Below are 19,311 nucleotides of genomic sequence, written 5' to 3' on the forward strand. Positions count from 1 at the left end.
TTGTTACTCCTTACCGTTTGCGCAGCAAGGCGCACGGGATATTTTTCCTTGGCTGTCAACGCGTGCACAAGATAAAGCTCCGTACCTCTAAGGCAATTGCGTGCAACCTTTCCATCTTTTCACAGGAGCAACATATGTCAATAGCGGAAGGTGGATCGTGGGCAACCTCACTTTGACCGTCTAGTATCCACGTCCTTACGTCGCTTTACTACATCGCTGCCGACTCCATTGCTGCGAATTATCTTACCAGGTATGCATCAGATTCTTGGTTAGTGCAGTTCAGGTACGGTTTTGGCAAGCGGAGGTGACGACTAGCAGCGTGTCTTGAACCGCCCGGAACGTCATGATGTCACGCAGGTCGAGATAATCCCCATCTAACTGACTAGTGATTGGGGCCCCAGTGGATGTGACTCGTAGGAACGGCACATCATCCGCGGTGATGAGGTGCTTGAACTTGGGCTGTTTGGCGAACATCTGCCGGACGATTCTCAAGGTGGGGGCCGGCTTCATGTTGGTCGGGACGAACACGCTCAGTTCAGCGTCAAAGCTGCATCCAGGATTTGGTCCACACTGGTCGGTCGTTCGCGTAGGTCCACAGACTCGAGTTGGACGTGAAAGATTAAAGTCCACTCCGGTTCTCGATTCGCGGCCGAGAAAGTTGCAGCGCAAGGATAGGTTCGCGGCACGTGTAGTCCCGCACGGCGGGTACTGCCGCGCGGCTATAGCGCCATGGTGTGACGTTGCCGCCCTTGTTGCGTGCGGCCTCGACCGGGCGGCTACTACTTCAGCATCGACACCCAATTCTGGCAATTCTGGCGTGGAACAGGGCCTACCGTCGCCATAGTCGATTTAGCCTTATACGGCGTCAAATCTGGGAACGGCGGTAGTCGTCGAGTAACTGGATGAGCTGGTTGGTGGCAGCGAGCGGGTCGCGGGAGAGGGCTAGCACATTCGCCGAGCTGCCAGGCGCCACGGCGACCGCAGGTACCCGCCCGGTGAGCCCTGGACCGGGAGGGTACCGGGTAAACCATTGGCCACTACAGCTGACTGTGCGGTCATCGCCTGTACGACGACTAGGTCCACTCCAGTCTTCAACGGTTGCTTGTGTGCGAGTTCTGCACTATGAAAAATTCGTTGGTTGTTGTGTTCAACGGTGAGTTGATGATTGCGCTTGAGTGCGTGCGCCACCAAGTCGTGACCGGCTGGTGTGGTCGCGCTGGCTATAGGGTTTACTATCCGCACGGTACTCATGACGCATGAGCTTAGGTGCAGCCCGCGTGACTATGCTGACGCTGTGACACTCCCAAATAAGCGGGCGGTATCCTTCCGCACTCCAGCTGCTGTGCGGGGCGCAGGACTAATTGTCGCGGTGCAAGGTGTAGCCGCGCTGGTGGTGGCTGCGGCGCTGGTGGTTCGCGGGCTCGCCGGCGCCGATCAACGCGTCGTTAACAGCTTGGGCACGGCGATCTGGTTCGTTTTGGTCGGCGTTGCGGTGATTGCTGCCGGATGTGCGTTGATGGTGGGCAAGCGTTGGGGCCGCGGGCTGGCGGTGTTCACCCAATTGCTGTTGTTGCCTGTAGCGTGGTACCTCGTGGTAAGCTCGAATCAGTTACCCTTCGGATTCCCACTGGGAATCGTGGCGATGACCGTATTGGTATTGCTTTTCAGTCCACCAGCTGTACGCTGGTCCGCTGGCGCCGATCAGCGTAGTCTGGCCTGCGAAGCCAACCGTAGGGCGGACAGTCAGTATCAGTAGGTGGTCCATTCGCGCTCCGGATGTCTCTAGATCCCACCATAACAACGCGATGGCTTCAGCACCTCCCATGACAATCCGTTGTGACTGTTGTCAAGGCATTCGGCCGCCAGCAGTGCACGAGCCGGGCCGCGCAGGAGCAACCTCGGTTGTGCGAACAGGTCCTCCAAGTATATGCTGGCAACGCCGTGCCATGTAGAGAAGTTACGGAACCATGAACCATAGCGCCATTGCGGTGAGTTCACTGTCCGCTTCGGCAATGTGCCCTTCAATCAGTTAGTAAAATTCCGAAAAAATGCTGCGGAAATTTGTGTTTCGGTGACAGTGCACTGATCGTCAGCACGATCGAATTCGGCTAACGCGTGGATCATGGCTGTAATTTCTGCGGCATTTTCCGGTCTGGTGCGGTGGATGTACTCGGTCACTGCTTAACTCCCAAAGCGTTCAGAATCGTCGCAAATTTCGTTGTGGTCTCATCAACTTCGTTATCGGGATCGGATTCGGCAACGATGCCTCCGCCAGCATGGGCGAGGGCTATGCGGCGGTCGGCCGATAGCTGAGCACAGCGGATGGATACCACCCAGTGGCCGTCGCCTCTGGCATCGCACCAGCCCACTGTGCCCGCGTAGAAACCGCGGTCACCTTCTAGCGCTGCGATAAGTTCGGATGCGGCCTCTGTCGGTACCCCACCGACCGCTGGAGTGGGATGCAGGATCAAGGCCAGATCGATTGCCGTGGTTGCGGTGTCGCGCAGCCGGCCGCTGATCGGTGTGCATAGGTGCCAGACTGCCGCGGTGCCGCTCAGTTCCGGCTCGGGCGCAATCGTCAAGTCGTCGCACACTGGCTCTAGGGCAGCACGTATCGCGTCGATGACCAGCTGATGTTCGTGACGGTTTTTGATTGAGCTGGCCAGCGCGGCGCCGTTGGCGGCGTCGACTTCGGGGTTGGTAGCACGTGGGGCCGAACCGGCAAACGGCCGGCAGACTACACGGTTGCCGAAGCGCGAGACCAACAGTTCTGGGCTGGCGCCCACTAGTGCCACACCCGCGTATTGGTCGCCGGCTGCGGTCAAGTCGACGAGATATCCATACGCGGTCGGGTCGGCTGCGACTAGCCGGCGCAGGATGGCGCGGCCGTCCAGTGGAGCGTCCGCGGTCAGCTGCAATGCGCGGGCAAGCACTACCTTGTGTAGCGAGTTGCCAGGTGCGGTGAGTTGCTCGCGTGCGTGGCTGATCCAGACGCGGTAGTTGGCACGCGTCGGGACGGTGGCAGTGATGCGCAGGGTGGGCAGCGGGCCGGTCGGCCAGTCTGGCAGCGTATTGGTGCGCAGTACAACACTAGGCGCCACCAGTGCGGCGGGACTGTCAGTATCGAAAGGTAACGCGCCCAAAAGTATTGGCGTGACTCCGGAACGCAGTGCAGCTTGCGCCGAGCACACATCGTCGTAGCGTGTGTGCACCCCGTCGGCAACTAAAGTCCCACGTGGCCCGCATAGTGCGAACGGTGGTTCGCTTGGTCTCATTTGTTCGGCTCTCTCCTGCGCCACTGGGCGGCGTGTGTCGTCGTCATGGCTCATGTCCGGTAGGGTGCGACCCAGGCGCCGCTAGCCAGGCAACCCAAGAGTGTGTAGTTGCCGTAGCTCGTGCTCGAACCCGCACATCCCCATCGAGCCGGTGCGCGTACCGAAGCGGCCGCCCTCGACAAGCGGCAGCCCGATCCAGCGTCTGATCACCGCACGGCAGAGGTGGCCACGGCTGGCGGATAACACGTCACGCGACTCCAGTGCTCGAATGCCATCGCGACGGCCTGGTAGGCGCGTTCGCTGACCTGCCAGACGTTTTTTATCCCGGGTATCCATGCATCCATACCAACCAATCAGGTTCGGCTTCTCGGATCTGTGCAGTGGTGAGGTCTTCGTAGGAGCCGTAGGCCCATTCAGCTAGTAATGGAGATACCTTGTCGATGGTAATTCCGGCCAACTCGGCAGTGATTAGGTCACGTTGACGTGGGTTACTGACCACCACCAGATCAACGAGTTTCTGTTCCGCTAGGGCCTGCCCAGCTAGCTTGGCCTGTGCTCGGCCGATATCGCCCAACTCCAGCTAGGCACAGCCGGGTGTGCTGGCCCGATTTCGACCACGCCGTATCGCCATCTCATAGCAGCAAGCGGTGGGGTTGTGCAAGACCGTGTCGAACGATTTTGCCGGACGATATGTCGTCCCCTGGCCGGAGCTAGCACCCGAAGGACATCACGGAGAACGTGCCAGGATGGCGCTGTGACCGCGCTGGCGACGATGCAGAGAGGAGATCCCGATGAGGTGGGGGCCCAAAAAAAACCAGGGGGCCCGCCCCCCACCTTTTTTGATTGCAGGAGGAGAACAGTGCTTGTGACTAAGACTTGGGTACTGGCTGTGGCCAACCAGAAGGGTAGTGTGATCAGGACGACAACAGTGGCCTCACCGGGTGCGGCGATTGGGGAGCGAGTACTGCTTGTCGATCTGAATTCGTTGGGTTGTTTGACCATCTCGCTGGGCCAAGATCCTGAAAAACTACCGGTTTCTGTGTACGAGGTATTGCTCGGTGAGCTCGAGCCAAATGTCGCGCTGGTCACGACGGTGGGGGAATGACGCTGCTTTCGGCCAACATTGACCTCGCCGACGCTTAGGCGGTGTTGCTGATGCGGACGGGCCGCGAATATGTGCTCAAATGTGCGTTGGTCAAACTCTCCGACTAGTTTGACGTGGTCTGTCATGATTGCCCGCTGTCGCGTAGTGTGCTCACCTTCAACGGTTTTATGGCCACTGGCAAAGGCCATCGTGCCGCTGCGGTGCGGGATACTGGCACAACGCGGCGTCGGCCAATTCCTGTGCACCGTCGCTGACGTTCAGCAGATCACCAACCCGGATCTGCGACTGCTGGGTGCGTTACCGACGCTGTACGATTCCCGTACCATCCACACTCGTGACATGTTGCTCGACCGCTCAGATTGCTATGTGCTGCCGGTGCTGGTCACCGCCCATCTCGCCACACAGTGCGCTTCATCGAAGCCAGTGCGTTGGGCTCGTCAGTGGTGGTTGCCGGGCGCAAGACTAAGGCAAGACTAAGGCAAGACTAAGGGGTGTTGGCCTATCGCGGCCTGGCACAAGCGTTGCTCAAGCATTTGGAAGACGGGCCAATCCCCCCTTACGTTCACTGTCGAGATTTAGCAACCCGTACGAGCTCATGGTAACCGCAATTAATTTAGCCTAGAGCTACCAGGGTGTCGCCGCGTTGCTCGAACACCGTAGAACCCGAAACGGCTGGGATCACCGCTGAGCTGCTCGGCGGTCGATGCACCGGGATGTAACGGTTATTCGCACCGCTGAGCAGGTCATAGACGCCTATCTTGCCTGTGACCGGTACGAGCAGTTGACCGGCCATCACCACACCGGGCCCCACTGGAGCAGTCGTTTCGCCTGCGGCAATGGTGTACCGCAGGGTGAGGTTACTCTGATTGAAGACCATAAGGGTATCTCCGGTCCACCAGGTCACCAGGTTGCCTGCCTGCGAGACCACTGCCGAGCTCGACGGCGGCTTGGTCAGCAGTGTGCTCGCCACGGTGGTTCCGGTCTCGTCGATCACGTCCACTCTGGGCTGTGTGCCGGCTTCTCCGGGCAGATAAACGGCCGTATGGGTATCGGAAACCGTCAACACGCGGGCTCCCGAACCAGACCGGACCCTGGGCTCGGCCACCAGGCGTTGTTGGGGTTCGTCGTCTTCCTTGCCCGGTCGTAACAGCACGAGCTGCAGATCGTGTTGATTCGCACAGGCCTCGAGCACCGATACCGCCGATGAGCTAGCTGCTGCGGACTCCAGCGTGCATCCGGAGTGAAGTCCCCGCGCCGGGGGTTTCACCCGGGCGTCGATCTCACCGTAGGCGAGCATCCGGACCATGTCCGAGCGCCAGAGTTCCAGGCGGGTATCGCCGGCCGACAACACCGCCGTGCCGTCGGAGGACAGGTGCACGTGTGGATCGGCGTAGCTACTGCGGGCAGCTTCACGACGGCCGGTGGACCCATCTATGGTGCTGACCTGACCGCAACCACGGTCATCTCGATAGACTGCGACAGCGTAATGGTAGACCCAGGACACCCCGCACAAACCGCTGTCTCGCGCATAGCTCCAACGTGACTCGCCCGTGACGGGGTTGCGCCCATCTATTTGGTGCGCGTCGCCAGTGATCACTGTACCTGCCACCACCACGGGGGTGGTGGTGGCAGGACTGGCAGCGGTCCAGAGCTGGTTGAAGGTGGCCGGCACTTCCCGCGCCGGAGTCGGGTTGGGCGCTGGAATGGCGGCCGGCCGGCTGTGGGTGGCCTGGGCGTCGCTGGCCCACCAGATCAGCGACGCGACTGCGGCGATGACGACCGTGATTGTCACGGCGGCCATGATGTCGGCCTTGGTCCGGCGTTCGGGTCTGACCATGTGTCAACAGTTCAGTTGGCCTGTACAGCCAAGTTTTTGTCGAGACCGTTTTCGACGGCCTCGGTCGGCTTGCGTCGGCGACGGCGACGGCGACGGCGGATGTTGGTGGCCGGGTTGTCGGCGGACGGGTTATCCGGGTTATCGGTGGGATATCCGGTGACGGGTTGGCCATCGCGGATGTGGCGTCGCTGTACGTTATTGCTCGTTTGCGCCGCCTTAGCGGCTTGTGTTGATGTTCCTGACTTGTCCCTGTCACGGTCGGTGCCGCGACGTTTGATTTGCGCCTTGCGCGGCGCGCCGACGGTTCCGCTAGCCCCGGCGGGGATGGCCAACTCGGTGTACAGATGAGGCGAATTGGAGTAGGTCTCGGCCGGATCGGGGGAGCCCAAGCCCAGTGCCTTGTCGATCGTCTCCCAGCGGGGCAGATCATCCCAGTCTACTAGAGTGACCGCGACCCCAGTGCGGCCAGCACGTCCAGTGCGGCCGATGCGGTGGACGTACATCTTTTCGTCTTCAGGGCACTGGTAGTTGATGACGTGGGTAACATCGTCGATGTCGATTCCACGGGCGGCCACATCGGTGGCGACTAGCACGTCGACATTGCCGGTCCGAAAAGCCTTGAGGGCTTTCTCCCGTGCTATCTGTCCGAGGTCGCCATGCACGGCGCCTACCGCAAAACCGCGTTCGTTGAGCTCGTTGGTGACTTTCTGTGCGGTGCGCTTAGTGCGGGTGAAGATCATTGTCGCGCCCCGGTCACGCGCCTGCAGGATTCTGCTGATCAGCTCCACCTTGTCTAATGCGTGGGCACGGTAGACGAACTGCTCGGTGGTGTCGTGCACCGCCAAGGAGTGCGGTGCCTCGGCCCGGATATGGGTGGGTTGGTCCATGAATGTGCGGGCCAGCGTGATGATCGGGTCCGGCATGGTCGCCGAAAACAGCATCGATTGCCGATCGGTGGGGATTTGTCGTAAGATACGCTCGATATCGGGAAAGAAACCAAGATCGAGCATTTCGTCGGCCTCGTCGAGTACCAGCACCGACAACCCGCTCAGTTGCAGGTGGCCCTGCTGGCACAGGTCGAGCAGCCGCCCCGGAGTGCTAACCACGACGTCGGCGCCTGTCTGCAGTGCCTCGATCTGCGGCTCATAGGCCCTTCCGCCATAAATGGAGACCACCGAAAACCGCCGCTTGTCGTGTTCAGCGGTCAGGTATTTTGCCGCGGCGGCCAGGTCATCGGCGACTTGTAAACAAAGCTCCCGAGTCGGTACCATGACCAGCCCTCGGGGTGCGCCGGACAGCGGCCTTGTTGCGGTAGCGACGCTGATGCGCTGTAGCAACGGAATGCCGAAGGCGAAAGTCTTACCCATCCCGGTGCGGGCCTGGCCGATCACGTCGTCGCCGGCGAGTGCAAGTGGCAAGGTGAGTTCTTGGATAGCAAAAGGTTGCTGAATGCCTCGCTCGGCCAGCGCACGGACTATTTCGTCACGGACTCCAAGTTTTGCAAAGGCTGGTTCAGTTGTACTGGTTAGTGCAGTCATATGTGGGTGACAAGCCTTTCGATGACCGAATCGGTTTTTGTGTCGGTGTTTTACTGTCGCGGTTTACGAGCGCATTTGCTCCGACTCCGAATTAGGTCGCCGATTTGCCGGCTCCACTTTACAGTCTATATGGAAATTCAGTCCGGGTGGGACAGCTGTGTTACGCACGTTTCGCCAGCAGCAGCACATAAATGCAACCACTACCTACATGAGCATGATAACCGGTCACCCAGTGGACGCCATTTTCTTCTAAACTACCCTATCCAGGGTGTTGATATGCACGCCCTCATCCGCGGACCAATTGGCTGATTCGCCGGCGCCATGGTTGCCGGAGGGTTATTCGACCGTCAACGAATTGTTCGCGTTGTTGGTCTATGGGATAGTGGCCGCGTTTTACCGTCTTACCGGTGAGGCTCGGCTGGTGCCTGACTTGCGGGTACGGATCTCGCTGGTGAGCATTGTCGCCGCTGAGATAGGGTATTATGCGCTGCTGCACGATGCCCTGGAGCGCCGAGGTGTTGACGTAGTGTCGGCGATGTCGAAGTACGTGTCGGCGCTGGAAAATTCTCATCATTGGCTGACCAAGCCGAACACGTGGTTGGAAGCCTTGGTGCAAGCTTATGTCGGTGATTCCTTGGCCTTCGACTTATATTATGGAGACCGCTTGGTGGATTGTTTGGTTCAGTCTGCTGACACGGCGCGTTTGGTCCTGTTGGAAACCACGTACTAGCAGTTGGTTGTCGTCGAGGTAATCGCCAGCAGTAAACAACGCAGTCGGCTGGCAGTGTGTGGTGCGTCGACTGTTCGGCGAAACGATCCCCCAGGCGCAGTACTCGCTGGGCAATCACGATCAGCTCGTTAGCCTGGTGGTGTCCGTTAGCGGTGGTCTGAGCCAGCTCGGTTCGTTTGTCGATCGTTTGCAGCGGATACTTGACCACCGGATGCACAAACTCAAAGTCTTAGCTAGGGCTTCGCCCCGATTGCTCGTGGAGCGAGCTGGCGGGGCCTCACGGTGCAGGTTGCGATGACCGTGTTGTTGGTTGACACCACGACTGGTTGCCCCTCGGCGTTGACGATTGAGCAGTGGAGTCGACTATGGAAGCTGGTGGCAACGACTGATTGGGTTTGGACGCCCGGGTTAAGGGCCACCGCCTTTGTCCATGGCAGCACAACGTTGAACTCGGTTTTGGGGTAGCCATGGGCGTCGGTGTAGACGACAGTCACCAGGTCAAGGAGCTCCTTCGTGCCGGTCACGTTGTAGACGACGGTGCGTGGATGCAGCATTGGTGGCGCTGCTTTGGGCGGTGTCATGGCGGTTGCTGTGTCTGGGGGTAATGGGGGCGTGCTGGACGGGGCCGCCGGTAAAGGGATCGACGGCGTAGTAAACACTGGGCGGCCGGGCGTTGGTGTTCCCACCGTCGCCTTGGTTGTTGCGTTGTCTCCACTGTGGATGATGACGGTGGTCGCGATAGCGCCGAGTGCCGCCACGCTGCCGAGGAGTGCGGCGATCTGGCGCCATTTATGATTGGACGGCCAGAGTAGCTCGTCGTAGCCGTCCGGCGGGTAGCGGTTGGTTCCAGTTAGTCGCATAGCTCTCGTCGAGATTGTCCTGGAAGCCGCTGTCAAAGCGGTTCATTGTGTTGCCGATGGTATCTATGCTACTGATGTGAATAAACGGTTATCTGGCGTCGCGCAGCGTGTTGTCTTAGCTGGAAGCTAATCGTTACCTGCGGCTAGCCGTCCGTCGAGGCTTTCCACCAAGCGCTGCCGGGGGATCGATGGGCCCATCTGTATCCGGGCGTGTTGATGCGTCCACTAGTCTGCTGCTGACACGTTTGCATGGAATCGCAGAGACATATCAGCGGAAGGGGCCAATAAGTGGAGGTCAAGATCGGTATCACAGACAGTCCACGCGAACTGACCTTCTCCAGTGCGCAGACGCCTGGTGAAGTCGAAGAACTTGTCAGCCCCGTACTATGCGAGGGCTCGGGGTTGCTGGGCCTGACCGACGAGAGGGGCCGTCGTTTCCTCATACACGGCGCTAAGATTGCCTATGTGGAGATCGGGGTCGCCGACGCCCGCCGGGTAGGCTTTGGAATCGGGGCCGAGTCCGCTACAAACGGGTAAGCGGCACGTGTGACAGCCCGCCCCAGGCGAACTGTACGGTTCCCTCAACGGCGTCCGATTTGGAAATGGGGCGGTTGGTGTCTAACCAGTATCTGGCGCAGTCGACGCTGATGCCAACTAGACCTACCGCGACCATCCGGGCGCGGTGCGGGTCCAGCCTAGAATCCGCGCTGATAAGAGCGAACACTGCGTCTATGCACGATTCGGTGGCTACTCGTACCTGTGCGGCAACCTGAGGCTCCGTGACATTGTCGTTCTCGAAGATCAACCGGTAGCCTTGCCCGTCGTGCTCGATGAAGTCGAAGAACGCCTGGACTGCGGCGTGTAGTCGTTGTCGGTTGTCGGTGGTCGTGCGCAATGCCTGCTGTACGCTCGACACCAGATTGTCCACGTGCCGCTCAAGCACCGCCAGATACAGCTCCAGCTTGCTCGAAAAGTGCTGATATAAAACAGGTTTGCTGACTCCTGCCCGATCGGCGATACTGTCCATTCCGGCCGCGTGGTAGCCGTGGTCGACAAAGACGTCACTGGCTACGATAAGCAATTGGTTACGACGCTCGTTGCGGGATAATCGGTTGCCGCGCCGGTTGGACGCCGCTATATCATTAGATAGTCGACCACGGTCAATAGATCTAACAGTACGCCGCTGAGCTGTCTTGGCGAGATCGTTCATTGAGTCCCTGTCTTTTCGTTGGCCAATTACAGTTGGGCCCGGCCGTCGGTTGGTTGGAATGACATTATTACCCGTGTTGTCAGCCCGACCGGCGCCGGCTTTGTCAGCACTGGCACAAGGACGCCCTGGCACACATTCTGGCGTGCCAGGGCGTCCACTCGATGCGAGCCTGTGTAATCCTGGGAAAGTGACCTTTTCCGGGCCTGTTGGCAGCCCCGGTCGTGTACCTGTGCTACGCGAGGAGTGGCGAGAGCCACTGCGGGCCCAGCGTGAACCGCTCGCCAGGGGCGAAGGGCGGGTCCGGGTTAACCGTGGCCGGCCGCGTCGGTGGCGTAAGCAAACACCGCTGGGGCGGTTCGTCTCCACCTTTGGCTGGCGCGCTTATGCACTGCCTCTTCTGATGGCGCTCACGGCGGTGGTTGTATACCAAACGGTAACTGGGACAAACGCGCTGGAGCCGGCAGCGAGCGAGCCCATCACGGAATCACCGGTCATCGGTGCGTTGGGCACGGCTATTATGGATGCGCCGCCTCGGGGCCTCGCCGCGTTCGACGCCAATTTGCCGGCCGGGACACTGCCAGACGGGGGTTCATTCACCGAAGCGGGTGATAAGACCTGGCATGTTGTTCCGGGTACGATGCCGCAGATCGGTCAAGGCACCGCCAAGGTTTTCAACTACGCCGTCGAGATCGAGAACGGTCTGAATCCGACTATGTTCGGTGGCGACGGCGCATTCGCCCAGATGGTCGACCAGACGCTGGCTAATCCGAAAGGTTGGACTCACAATCCGCAATTCGCTTTCACCAGAATTGATAGCGGGAAGCCCGACTTTCGGATTTCGCTCGTGTCTCCACTGACTATACGTGTAGGATGTGGGTACGAATTCCGACTGGAGACGTCGTGTTACAATCCGTCGTTCGGGCCGGACCGGCAGGCTCGGGTTTTGATCAACGAGGCGCGCTGGCTACGCGGAGCCCTTCCATTCGAAGGGGATGTGGGTTCCTACCGGCAGTACGTGATCAACCACGAGGTCGGTCATGCCATCGGGTATGTGCGCCACGAGCCCTGTGACAAGCAGGGTGGTTTAGCTCCGGTTATGATGCAGCAAACGTTCTCCACGTCTAATGACGATGGAGCGAAGTTCGACCCGGAATGGGTCAAGCCCGATGGCAAGACCTGTCGATTCAATCCCTGGCCGTATCCAATCGCGTAGCTTCGGCGACGATACCCGCCGTGGTGTTGACCGAGTTTTTCGTGGGCAGGTTCCAGACCTAGCGCACAAGGACGCAACGCTGGCGGTCACAGTGTTTTACACATTGCGCGTCGTTGCCGTTAATGCAGATACCTGCTGTGATGTGTTGTAGAGGATATGCCTCAGAAGTTGAACTACGATGCTGCCCCTAGGAGAGATATTCGATGTCGACATCCCCGACATCACTGCCGCCGCTAGTTGAGCCTGCAAGCCAGCTGAGCCGCGATGAGGTGATTAGGTACAGCCGCCATCTGATAATTCCGGGCATGGGCGTCGATGGGCAGAAGCGGCTCAAGAACGCGCGGGTATTGATCATCGGTGCGGGCGGGCTAGGCGCGCCGGTGTTGCTGTACCTGGCTGCGGCCGGCGTTGGTACGATTGGCATCATCGATTTCGATGTTGTCGACGAGTCTAACCTGCAACGCCAGATTATTCATGGTGTAGCCGATGTTGGACGGTCCAAAGCCCAGTCAGCGCGCGACTCAATCGTCGCAATCAACCCACTCGTTCAGGTGCGATTGCATGAGTTCAGGCTGGAGTCGAGTAATGCGGTTGACCTGTTCAAGCAGTACGACTTGATCGTGGATGGCACCGACAACTTCGCAACTCGGTATCTGGTCAACGACGCCGCGGTGCTGGCTAAAAAGCCGTACGTGTGGGGGTCGCTCTACCGCTTCGAAGGCCAGGTCTCAGTGTTTTGGGAGGATGCCCCCGACGGACTGGGCCTGAATTACCGTGATCTGTACCTGGAGCCACCGTCTCCTGGCATGGTGCCATCCTGCGCGGAAGGCGGCGTGCTGGGCATCATCTGCGCTTCTATCGCGTCGGTGATGGGCACCGAGGCGATCAAACTGATCACCGGGATCGGTGCGCCGCTGCTCGGCCGATTGATGATCTACGACGCGTTGGCGATGAGCTACCGTACGATCAGGATCTGCAAGGACCCGTCCACGCCTAAAATCACGGAGTTGATCGACTACCAGCAATTTTGCGGTGTGGTGTCTGACGATGCGGCCCAAGTGTCTACCGGCTCCATCGTTACGCCGTGGGAATTGCGCGAGTTGCTGAATTCCGGCAAGAAGCTGGCCTTGATAGATGTTCGTGAGCCTGTCGAGTGGGACATCGTGCGCATCGACGGCGCTCAGCTTATTCCTCGGTCGTTGATCAACTCGGGTGAGGGTCTGGCAAAACTGCCTCAGGACCGCATGTCGGTGCTGTATTGCAAGACAGGCGTGCGCTCGGCCGAGACGTTGGCCACTGTGAAAAAGGCTGGTTTCTCCGACGCGGTGCACTTGCAGGGTGGAATTATGGCGTGGGCCAAGCAGGTGCAACCCGACATGGTGATCTACTAATCTGAGATTCGGTCTTGGGTTGGTGGCGACGCGTTCTGCTCGGTTTCGTCGTGATTGCGGTCGCTACTGCCGGGCTCTACTAGGCTGGCCCGGGTGACAGTTGAGCCGCCGCCCGAGCATGTGTTGTCGGCGTTCGGTTTGACCGGTGTGCAGCCCGTCCCATTGGGAGCCAGCTGGGAAGGTGGCTGGCGGTGTGGTGAAGTTGTATTGTCGATGGTGGCCGACAACGCCCGCGCGGCTTGGTCGGCCCGGGTGCGGGAGACGTTGTTCGTCGATGGTGTCCGCCTGGCTCGACCGGTCCGCTCGACCGACGGCCGGTACGTGGTCTCTTGCTGGCAGGCCAACACATTCGTTGCCGGTACACCGGAGGCTAGACACGATGAAGTCCTCTCGGCGGCGGTGCGACTGCATGAGGCCACCGGCACACTCGAGCGTCCTCGATTTCTGACCCAAGGACCCACGCCGCGTTGGGCGGACGTGGATATTTTCATCGCCGCCGACCGTGCCGCCTGGGAGAGCCAGCCGTTGCAGTCGGTACCCTCCGGAGCGTGGACCGCGCCCCTGACGGTTGACGGTCAACGATCGGTCGATTTGATCAACCAGCTGGCTGGTCTACGCAAGCCGACCAGGAGCCCGAACCAGCTGGTGCACGGAGATCTTTACGGAACAATGCTTTTCGTGGGTACGGCGGCGCCGGGGATCACCGACATCACGCCCTACTGGCGTCCAGCGTCATGGGCTGCGGGTGTTGTTGTCGTGGACGCACTGTCCTGGGGTGAAGCCGACGACGGGCTGATAGAACGCTGGAACGCGCTGCCGGAATGGCCGCAGATGTTGTTGCGCGCATTGATTTTTCGCCTTGCTGTCCACGCACTGCATCCGCTGTCGACTGCCGAGGCGTTCCCAGGTCTGGCCCGAACCGCGGCGTTGGTCCGGCTAGTGCTCTAAGTCGTGGAGCTGCACTCGACATCGAAGCTACTACGACGTCATCCTGATGCTGGCTTCGGTAACGTTGATCTGGATGGCGTGTTCGGTTTGAAATTCGTAGCGAGTCTCGCTCAGCGCCACTTTGTCGTCGACAGCGAGAATCTCTTCGACGCGTAGCAGTTCTATTGGTCGGGTGATTAAATGTCGCGCCGGATGCCCATACGAGGTGATCACCCGGTGCCATGGCAGGTTAGAGGAGTCAGTTCGCATGATCTGGTGGGCGATCCGTGGACTGGAAAGGTCCTGCGGCAGAGGCGATGTTGCCTTAGGTGGTGATGCAGCCTGGTGGGATAGTTGCTATCAGCGAGCGCACCCGCTTGGCTGGATTTTCGGTTACCGGTGGCACTGTCAGTGCGTTTCTACCTGCTCGCGGATCACGCTGGCAACTTCGGTGGTCTTGGCATGCGGGGCCACTATGTGGCCGTAGTCGAAAATCGATCAGCTCGCAATCGGGTCCCGATCTTTGTTGGAGCCTTGCGATGAGTTGGTCGCTGCCGTAGAGACGGGGTCTGTGTTGCTCGTACCAGCGTAATCATCGTTCCTGCAGGCGGTAGCATGACGTAACGGGCCAAATCGCTTCAGTGCGACATGATCGCTGGAATGCTTAAGATTCCAGCCATATCCTCTGTTGGTCAGCTTGACCAGGTGTTCGTCGAGTTTGGCGTCGGGCAACGCGGGGTTAACCTTTACTTACGAGCCCATATTTCTCTAGGCGCGCTTGTGTCATTTCCGGGTAGTCGGGGTGGCAAACATCGCCTCAGCGATCTTGCGCATCCACGCCCTGTCCAATCCGATCGCTAGGTCGAGTAGCAGTAGCATGGCAACCTGATTCGAACGAGCCGCTGCCAGATGTGACGTTATAGCGTCGCCGAACGAATGCCCGACCAAACCAGTATCGGGCTGTCAACCTTATCTTCGAGCAGTGCGCTCAACGCTGAGACGTTAGCTTCGATGGTCCACGGCGCAGCTCACGATGACCTGCGTAATCTACCATATCCTTTGCGGTAAAAACGATTTCGAACACGTATTCGGTCACATGTTGTCAGCGCTGCCCGTGGCCGTTCAGCCCATGGATAGCGAGAATTCGCACTGGGTCGGACGGACCGTAGCTGTGCACATGAAGGTCGGTGGTTACCCGTAGACGGTGCTAGTTGAGAGCGGATGTTCTCGGCTGATGGGTGATCGGCGTGCTGTGGCGGCTTGACTACTCGGTGGGCATCCCACTCGTCGTCTGGCGCGGGGACAACAAAAGCTTGATCGAGTGCATAGGCTTTGTCGTCGAAATCGATGGCTAGGTGCTGTTCTAACGCATCGATTTCAGGTACTTCGCGCGCCTGGTACGGTGCCTTTGACGTCCTTCACGATCATAACCCTTCCTTAGCTTATCTAAGGATCATCGAAACTGGCCTTCGGGGGACAAGCAGTTCGGTGTTGTCGGACAGCAACGCTCCGTTGTCGTTTTGCAGCTGCGTGTTTCGGCTGTCCAGGTAGGGGTATCCGACCGATATTAGCCAAGTTGCCAGTTTCACCGTTGGCCCACTCCCTAGCTCGGGGTGGTGAATAGGATCGGGGGGTTAAGCTGGGGCGATGTCGCAGCTACTTGGCGTATGTGAGCAATGCAGTGCAGCGCACAAATTTGTCAGATCTACGTGATTGCATGTGGCTATGTCATACACCTGGGGTGTTGAGGCGCGCCATTCTAGAGCCGGGTGCACGCAGTCTAATCCTGGGCTACTCGGGTACCGGCAAGAGCAGCCTGCTGGTTGACGACGGTGGCATACGTGCGTGCCGGCAGATACCCACATAGCAGGCTCTCTCACATCGTTGCCGGTGTTGAACCGGAATCGGTTCCGTTGCTTACCGACTCTGTCCGGATTGGCATACCGGCGTGCAGCTCGCTGACGACGGCGTTGCTGCGTTCGCGCACACCTGGATGTTGTCGGGTGGCGGTCCGCGAGTCCTTGATACGCACTGTGCACGGTACGTCTACGCGGTTTTGCGGCGGGTCGGCTATGTGCTTTCGTGGCTGGTTACCAGCGCCGAGCAAGACGCCATCATCCGCGAGTTGCTGGCCGGTGACCTACCCCAGACGTACCGCGCTTCGCGACGGTATGGTGGTCCTATCTACGACCCGTTGTAAGCACCGCGGATTTCCCCAGAGAGCTGCGAAAACCTTTTGGCGCGTTGCGCCCCCCTGCGCGGTGTAGAAGCGTTGGAGTTGGATCGATTGGTCCGCGTGTGCCGGCGTCCGGAATGGGACGCTGTCGGCCAATGCGCAAGGTAGTACCAGCAAATCGATGCTGCTGCGCCCTGTGGTCGGAATGGCGGTCGCAGCAGGCGACGACTCCGGCGCTAGTCCCCGTTGAACTTGCGGGTGCTGCGCTGTCGGCTTTCACGGTCAATCCTGCACTGCTAGCAGCCGAACGTACCTCAGGTTCGGCTTTTGCTTATCGATGATGCTCAGCAACTTGACCCGCAGGCTGCCCGCCTGGTTTTGGTACTGGCTACCGGGATGGCGTAGGTGTTGGTTGCCAGCGACCCCAATCAGACAGTGTTCAGTTTTCGGAGCGGCGAGCTGGCCGGATTGCTATACGACAATCCCCTCCCAACCGGGTGCTGCTTTCCCGGTCGGTCGGTGACGTTAACCGTGTCGCACTGCTGTGCACCGGCAGCGCGCGCCGTCAGCAGCATCGTGTGTGGGCTTACCGGGTGGCGTCGGCGGCAGGCAGATCGATGGCACTGAGGGCGAGGGCGGATCAGTCACGGTACGACTGGCCGCCTCGGTCCACGCGAAAACGTCGATAATCGGCCGATACGCTGAGGTGTGCGCATATAATCGACAGGGTGCCGTGGTCGGCCAAATGGCGGTCCGTCGTTCGGTCGGTGCCACTGGGCCTCCGCGCGGCTTGGCTGCGGCCGGGGTTCCGGTCGCGGTACCTTTTACCAGTGGGCCGTTGTCCGCGGAGCCCGCGGCACGAGCGTTGCTCACAGTTTTGTCGGCGATGGCTGTAGAGCTGGATGGCGAACAGACGTTGGCACTACCGACCGGGCCAATTGGTCGCGTCGACCCAGTTTCGCTCCGGCAGCTGTGTTGATCGCTGCAGCGCAGTTAACTCCGATCGTCCATTGGCGATTTCGATAATCTCTTGGTGGAGGTGCTGGCCGATGGAGCGCCGGTATCGGGTGCGTGTTCAGGGCCGCTGCAGTGGGTGCGTGCCGTCCTGGATGTGGCCGCCGGCTGCGCCTTAGGTACGGTGAAGATCCGCGCTACACATGGTGGGCGGTGTGGCATCAGTCTGGTCTCTGCAACATTGTCTGCTGGCGGCAAGCGAGCGCAGCGGCCCGGCCGGAGCCCAGGGGCCTTGAGACAGTTACCGTGTTGTGCGACATCATTGATTATTACTTGTGCCATACGTCAGGTGCGCCGTTGCGCCGGCTTGCGGAAGATGTTGCTGCGCTGCATTTGCCAACCGTCAGGTGCGAGGAGTCAGGGCGACGGCGCAGGTTAGGGTGCCCAATGTGCACGTGGCATTGTGACAGGAATGGGATTTGATAGTCATCGCCGGTATGCAGGAAGGAAGGGCTGTGGTCCAACACGGTTCCCCGTGGGGGTGCGCGGGCACTTAATGACTGCTCGACGGTATTACTGAGCATGTCTCCGTGCAGGTGCTGTTCCTGGCCTAGGAGCTGCGGTTCTTGTTGGCGGCGATGGGCTGTTGCCGCCTGCTAAGGGCTGGCATAGACAGTGACGCCGACGGGCCGGGTCTCGGGGTAGCGTTGCCATCGGCGTTTTTTCTCGAGATCGCTAAATGGGCCGCGGGTGACAGTGATCACGAAGTGGCGCAGCTTGTTTCGTACATACGATTGCTGTTATAAACGACGCTGATGGGACGACTACGCGGCGTTTTCTGTGCGCCCGACGGTGCGGTGGACGACATAGTTCGAGTTTGTGCAGCAATCCAATTGGCGCGGTTGGCCAACGCTGATATGTGGCGGGTGCCGACTCGATCGGATGGCATGGCCTGATTCCGGTCAGCAGTAGTGATCGGTTCTGCGGTGGCAACGGTCTTTTCACGTTAATGCCGTCAACCCTGCAGACACACAAAGAGTGTTCGCCGCGTTGGTTAGTTGAACGGCACGGCGGAACCAATGCACGAGAGCTGCTGTCGGCCATCAGTTCGGTGCTGTATGTGTTGATCGCCGAACCGGACAAAAGGTAATCGCAACTGCTGGCCGAGTTGGACCGGTCCTGGTAGCACCTGCCCTTCGACGCCCAGTGGCATTCGCTCAACGAGCTTGCCCGGCGTCGCGCGATGATACAGAAGTTCGTCGAATTGCGTGCCCAGATCCGATACGAACTGGCTGATGTCGGCGTCGATGGAACGCGTGGTGAGTCGTGCGAGTCTGAGGATTAAGCCGGCGATGTCTGGCTGCCCGGTCGGGTCGATTGGCTTGGAAAGCGATGTTTTCGGCCGGCTGGTGATCGTCGACATCAAAACCAGCAAAACGGCGGTCAGCAAGGACGATACGCAACAACACGCCCAGCTGGCGACGTATAAATTGGCGGTGGCCGAAAGTATGCTCTCAGCCGACCCGTCAGCATGGAGCCCGGCGGTGCTCGCCTAGTCTATCTTGGCAGGACCGGGCCGGCGGACGCCGTCGAACGCGAGCAGGATCCACATAACACCAGCTGATCGTGATCATTGGTGCAACGTTGTTCGGTAGGCGGCCAACGCGGCAGCTGGCCCGCGGTTCATCACCCGACGCAACGACGGTTGCGTGCACTGCTCTATACGGCCGTATTTGTCCGGCCCGAACCGACAGGTTTGCGCTGTGACTGGATCTGTGGGTGATGATTCGCTACGCGCGGCTGGATTTAAGTCGGCACGCTAAGACTACTTTCGCCCATCTACGATTAAGCAGCCGTTATCGCCGTGCCGTAGGGTCCGTTTTGTCGGCACTGATAATGACGACAAAACGGAAACGATGGTCGTGCGGGTGGTCCTGCGTTAGTCGTCAACGGCTACACAGAATCGGGCTAGGTTCTGTGTTTGACGTTTACCCGCAAGGCTGTCAGCCGGCTGTTGCGCCGCGTTCGTTCCCGGTTGGCCTGTATCGGATCCGGGTCTGGACTAGTTCCGCCGTACCGACAGTCGCCGGATCGG

The 19,311-nt window shown here is 59.6% G+C and carries 15 protein-coding genes and 6 pseudogenes; 11 read left to right on the forward strand and 10 right to left on the reverse strand.

Annotated features, from left to right (window positions below; all coding sequences use genetic code 11):
* Window positions 1-279 precede the first annotated feature (279 nt).
* Window positions 280-1,251, reverse strand: a pseudogene (locus tag MLPF_RS05715) (diacylglycerol kinase family protein).
* A 43-nt stretch (window positions 1,252-1,294) separates the two neighbouring features.
* On the opposite strand from MLPF_RS05715, the gene MLPF_RS05720 reads away from it, so the two are divergent.
* Complete coding sequence (locus MLPF_RS05720) at window positions 1,295-1,756, forward strand: hypothetical protein (protein WP_162196884.1); 462 nt, start codon at window positions 1,295-1,297, stop codon at window positions 1,754-1,756.
* Between the two features lie 269 nt (window positions 1,757-2,025).
* Here MLPF_RS05720 and MLPF_RS05725 read toward each other — a convergent pair whose 3' ends face one another.
* From MLPF_RS05725 to MLPF_RS05735, 3 genes and pseudogenes are all read right to left on the reverse strand, one after another.
* Window positions 2,026-2,178, reverse strand: a complete 153-nt coding sequence (locus MLPF_RS05725) for a hypothetical protein (protein WP_237817263.1) — start codon at window positions 2,176-2,178, stop codon at window positions 2,026-2,028.
* Window positions 2,175-3,275: an isochorismate synthase gene (locus MLPF_RS05730; protein ID WP_045842723.1), complete on the reverse strand. Its 1,101-nt coding sequence runs from the start codon at window positions 3,273-3,275 to the stop codon at window positions 2,175-2,177. The genes MLPF_RS05725 and MLPF_RS05730 overlap by 4 nt, the downstream gene beginning before the upstream one ends.
* An 81-nt stretch (window positions 3,276-3,356) precedes the next feature.
* Window positions 3,357-3,904, reverse strand: a pseudogene (locus tag MLPF_RS05735) (acid phosphatase); the annotation flags it as partial.
* Between the two features lie 236 nt (window positions 3,905-4,140).
* Here MLPF_RS05735 and MLPF_RS05740 point away from each other — a divergent pair.
* A pseudogene (locus tag MLPF_RS05740) lies at window positions 4,141-4,959 on the forward strand (ParA family protein).
* Between the two features lie 34 nt (window positions 4,960-4,993).
* Here MLPF_RS05740 and MLPF_RS05745 read toward each other — a convergent pair.
* Together MLPF_RS05745 and MLPF_RS05750 are read right to left on the reverse strand one after the other, a co-directional pair.
* Window positions 4,994-6,217, reverse strand: a complete 1,224-nt coding sequence (locus tag MLPF_RS05745) for an Rv3212 family protein (RefSeq protein ID WP_045842703.1) — start codon at window positions 6,215-6,217, stop codon at window positions 4,994-4,996.
* An 11-nt stretch (window positions 6,218-6,228) separates the two neighbouring features.
* Complete coding sequence (locus MLPF_RS05750) at window positions 6,229-7,755, reverse strand: DEAD/DEAH box helicase (RefSeq protein WP_045842704.1); 1,527 nt, start codon at window positions 7,753-7,755, stop codon at window positions 6,229-6,231.
* A 274-nt stretch (window positions 7,756-8,029) separates the two neighbouring features.
* Between MLPF_RS05750 and MLPF_RS05755 the strand changes: the two are divergent.
* Window positions 8,030-8,783 (forward strand): annotated as a pseudogene (locus MLPF_RS05755) (ferritin-like fold-containing protein).
* On the opposite strand, the gene MLPF_RS05760 reads toward MLPF_RS05755, so the two are convergent.
* Complete coding sequence (locus MLPF_RS05760) at window positions 8,719-9,066, reverse strand: MmpS family transport accessory protein (protein WP_237755951.1); 348 nt, start codon at window positions 9,064-9,066, stop codon at window positions 8,719-8,721. The pseudogene MLPF_RS05755 and the gene MLPF_RS05760 overlap by 65 nt on opposite strands.
* On the opposite strand from MLPF_RS05760, the gene MLPF_RS05765 reads away from it, so the two are divergent.
* Window positions 9,065-9,280, forward strand: a complete 216-nt coding sequence (locus MLPF_RS05765) for a hypothetical protein (protein WP_237755952.1) — start codon at window positions 9,065-9,067, stop codon at window positions 9,278-9,280. The two genes, MLPF_RS05760 and MLPF_RS05765, sit on opposite strands and share 2 nt — an antisense overlap.
* A gap of 353 nt (window positions 9,281-9,633) precedes the next feature.
* On the forward strand, window positions 9,634-9,882 hold the full coding sequence (locus MLPF_RS05770; RefSeq protein WP_045842706.1) for a DUF3107 domain-containing protein: 249 nt from the start codon (window positions 9,634-9,636) through the stop codon (window positions 9,880-9,882).
* On the opposite strand, the gene fasR is transcribed toward MLPF_RS05770, so the two are convergent.
* Window positions 9,869-10,555, reverse strand: coding sequence for an HTH-type transcriptional activator FasR (gene fasR / locus MLPF_RS05775; protein WP_045842707.1), 687 nt, complete (start codon window positions 10,553-10,555; stop codon window positions 9,869-9,871). The genes MLPF_RS05770 and fasR overlap by 14 nt on opposite strands.
* 229 nt (window positions 10,556-10,784) lie before the next feature.
* On the opposite strand from fasR, the gene MLPF_RS05780 reads away from it, so the two are divergent.
* The 3 genes from MLPF_RS05780 to MLPF_RS05790 all read left to right on the forward strand — a co-directional run bounded on the left by MLPF_RS05780 (window position 10,785) and on the right by MLPF_RS05790 (window position 14,107).
* Window positions 10,785-11,768 carry a DUF3152 domain-containing protein gene (locus tag MLPF_RS05780; protein WP_193386721.1) on the forward strand — a complete coding sequence of 328 codons (984 nt, stop codon included), beginning with the start codon at window positions 10,785-10,787 and terminating at the stop codon, window positions 11,766-11,768.
* A gap of 203 nt (window positions 11,769-11,971) precedes the next feature.
* Window positions 11,972-13,159, forward strand: a complete 1,188-nt coding sequence (gene moeZ / locus MLPF_RS05785; protein ID WP_045842709.1) for an adenylyltransferase/sulfurtransferase MoeZ — start codon at window positions 11,972-11,974, stop codon at window positions 13,157-13,159.
* Between the two features lie 93 nt (window positions 13,160-13,252).
* Window positions 13,253-14,107: a TIGR02569 family protein gene (locus MLPF_RS05790; protein WP_045842710.1), complete on the forward strand. Its 855-nt coding sequence runs from the start codon at window positions 13,253-13,255 to the stop codon at window positions 14,105-14,107.
* 30 nt (window positions 14,108-14,137) lie between these two features.
* On the opposite strand, the pseudogene MLPF_RS05795 reads toward MLPF_RS05790, so the two are convergent.
* Window positions 14,138-14,492: pseudogene (locus tag MLPF_RS05795) on the reverse strand (MGMT family protein).
* Between the two features lie 2 nt (window positions 14,493-14,494).
* A pseudogene (locus MLPF_RS17210) lies at window positions 14,495-15,263 on the reverse strand (alpha/beta fold hydrolase).
* A gap of 771 nt (window positions 15,264-16,034) precedes the next feature.
* Here MLPF_RS17210 and MLPF_RS17215 point away from each other — a divergent pair.
* The 3 genes from MLPF_RS17215 (at window position 16,035) to MLPF_RS17225 (ending at window position 18,772) form a co-directional block, all read left to right on the forward strand.
* A complete protein-coding gene (locus MLPF_RS17215) occupies window positions 16,035-16,286 on the forward strand; it encodes a hypothetical protein (RefSeq protein WP_420329581.1) in 252 nt (83 codons plus the stop codon).
* A gap of 556 nt (window positions 16,287-16,842) precedes the next feature.
* Window positions 16,843-17,241, forward strand: a complete 399-nt coding sequence (locus MLPF_RS17220) for a hypothetical protein (protein WP_420329582.1) — start codon at window positions 16,843-16,845, stop codon at window positions 17,239-17,241.
* A 1,327-nt stretch (window positions 17,242-18,568) separates the two neighbouring features.
* Window positions 18,569-18,772, forward strand: coding sequence for a PD-(D/E)XK nuclease family protein (locus tag MLPF_RS17225; RefSeq protein WP_420329583.1), 204 nt, complete (start codon window positions 18,569-18,571; stop codon window positions 18,770-18,772).
* Window positions 18,773-19,311 lie beyond the last annotated feature (539 nt).

It is taken from the genome of Mycobacterium lepromatosis (assembly GCF_000975265.2).
Lineage (GTDB): Bacteria > Actinomycetota > Actinomycetes > Mycobacteriales > Mycobacteriaceae > Mycobacterium > Mycobacterium lepromatosis.

Excerpts from the sequence above, each read along its gene's own strand:
- MLPF_RS05730 (WP_045842723.1), bottom strand. The coding sequence starts at position 3,275 with ATGAGACCAAGCGAACCACCGTTCGCACTATGCGGGCCACGTGGGACT.
- MLPF_RS05745 (WP_045842703.1), bottom strand. The coding sequence starts at position 6,217 with ATGGTCAGACCCGAACGCCGGACCAAGGCCGACATCATGGCCGCCGTG.
- MLPF_RS05750 (WP_045842704.1), bottom strand. The coding sequence starts at position 7,755 with ATGACTGCACTAACCAGTACAACTGAACCAGCCTTTGCAAAACTTGGA.
- MLPF_RS05765 (WP_237755952.1), top strand. The coding sequence starts at position 9,065 with ATGGCGGTTGCTGTGTCTGGGGGTAATGGGGGCGTGCTGGACGGGGCC.
- MLPF_RS05760 (WP_237755951.1), bottom strand. The coding sequence starts at position 9,066 with ATGACACCGCCCAAAGCAGCGCCACCAATGCTGCATCCACGCACCGTC.
- fasR (WP_045842707.1), bottom strand. The coding sequence starts at position 10,555 with ATGAACGATCTCGCCAAGACAGCTCAGCGGCGTACTGTTAGATCTATT.
- moeZ (WP_045842709.1), top strand. The coding sequence starts at position 11,972 with ATGTCGACATCCCCGACATCACTGCCGCCGCTAGTTGAGCCTGCAAGC.
- MLPF_RS17225 (WP_420329583.1), top strand. The coding sequence starts at position 18,569 with ATGTCTGGCTGCCCGGTCGGGTCGATTGGCTTGGAAAGCGATGTTTTC.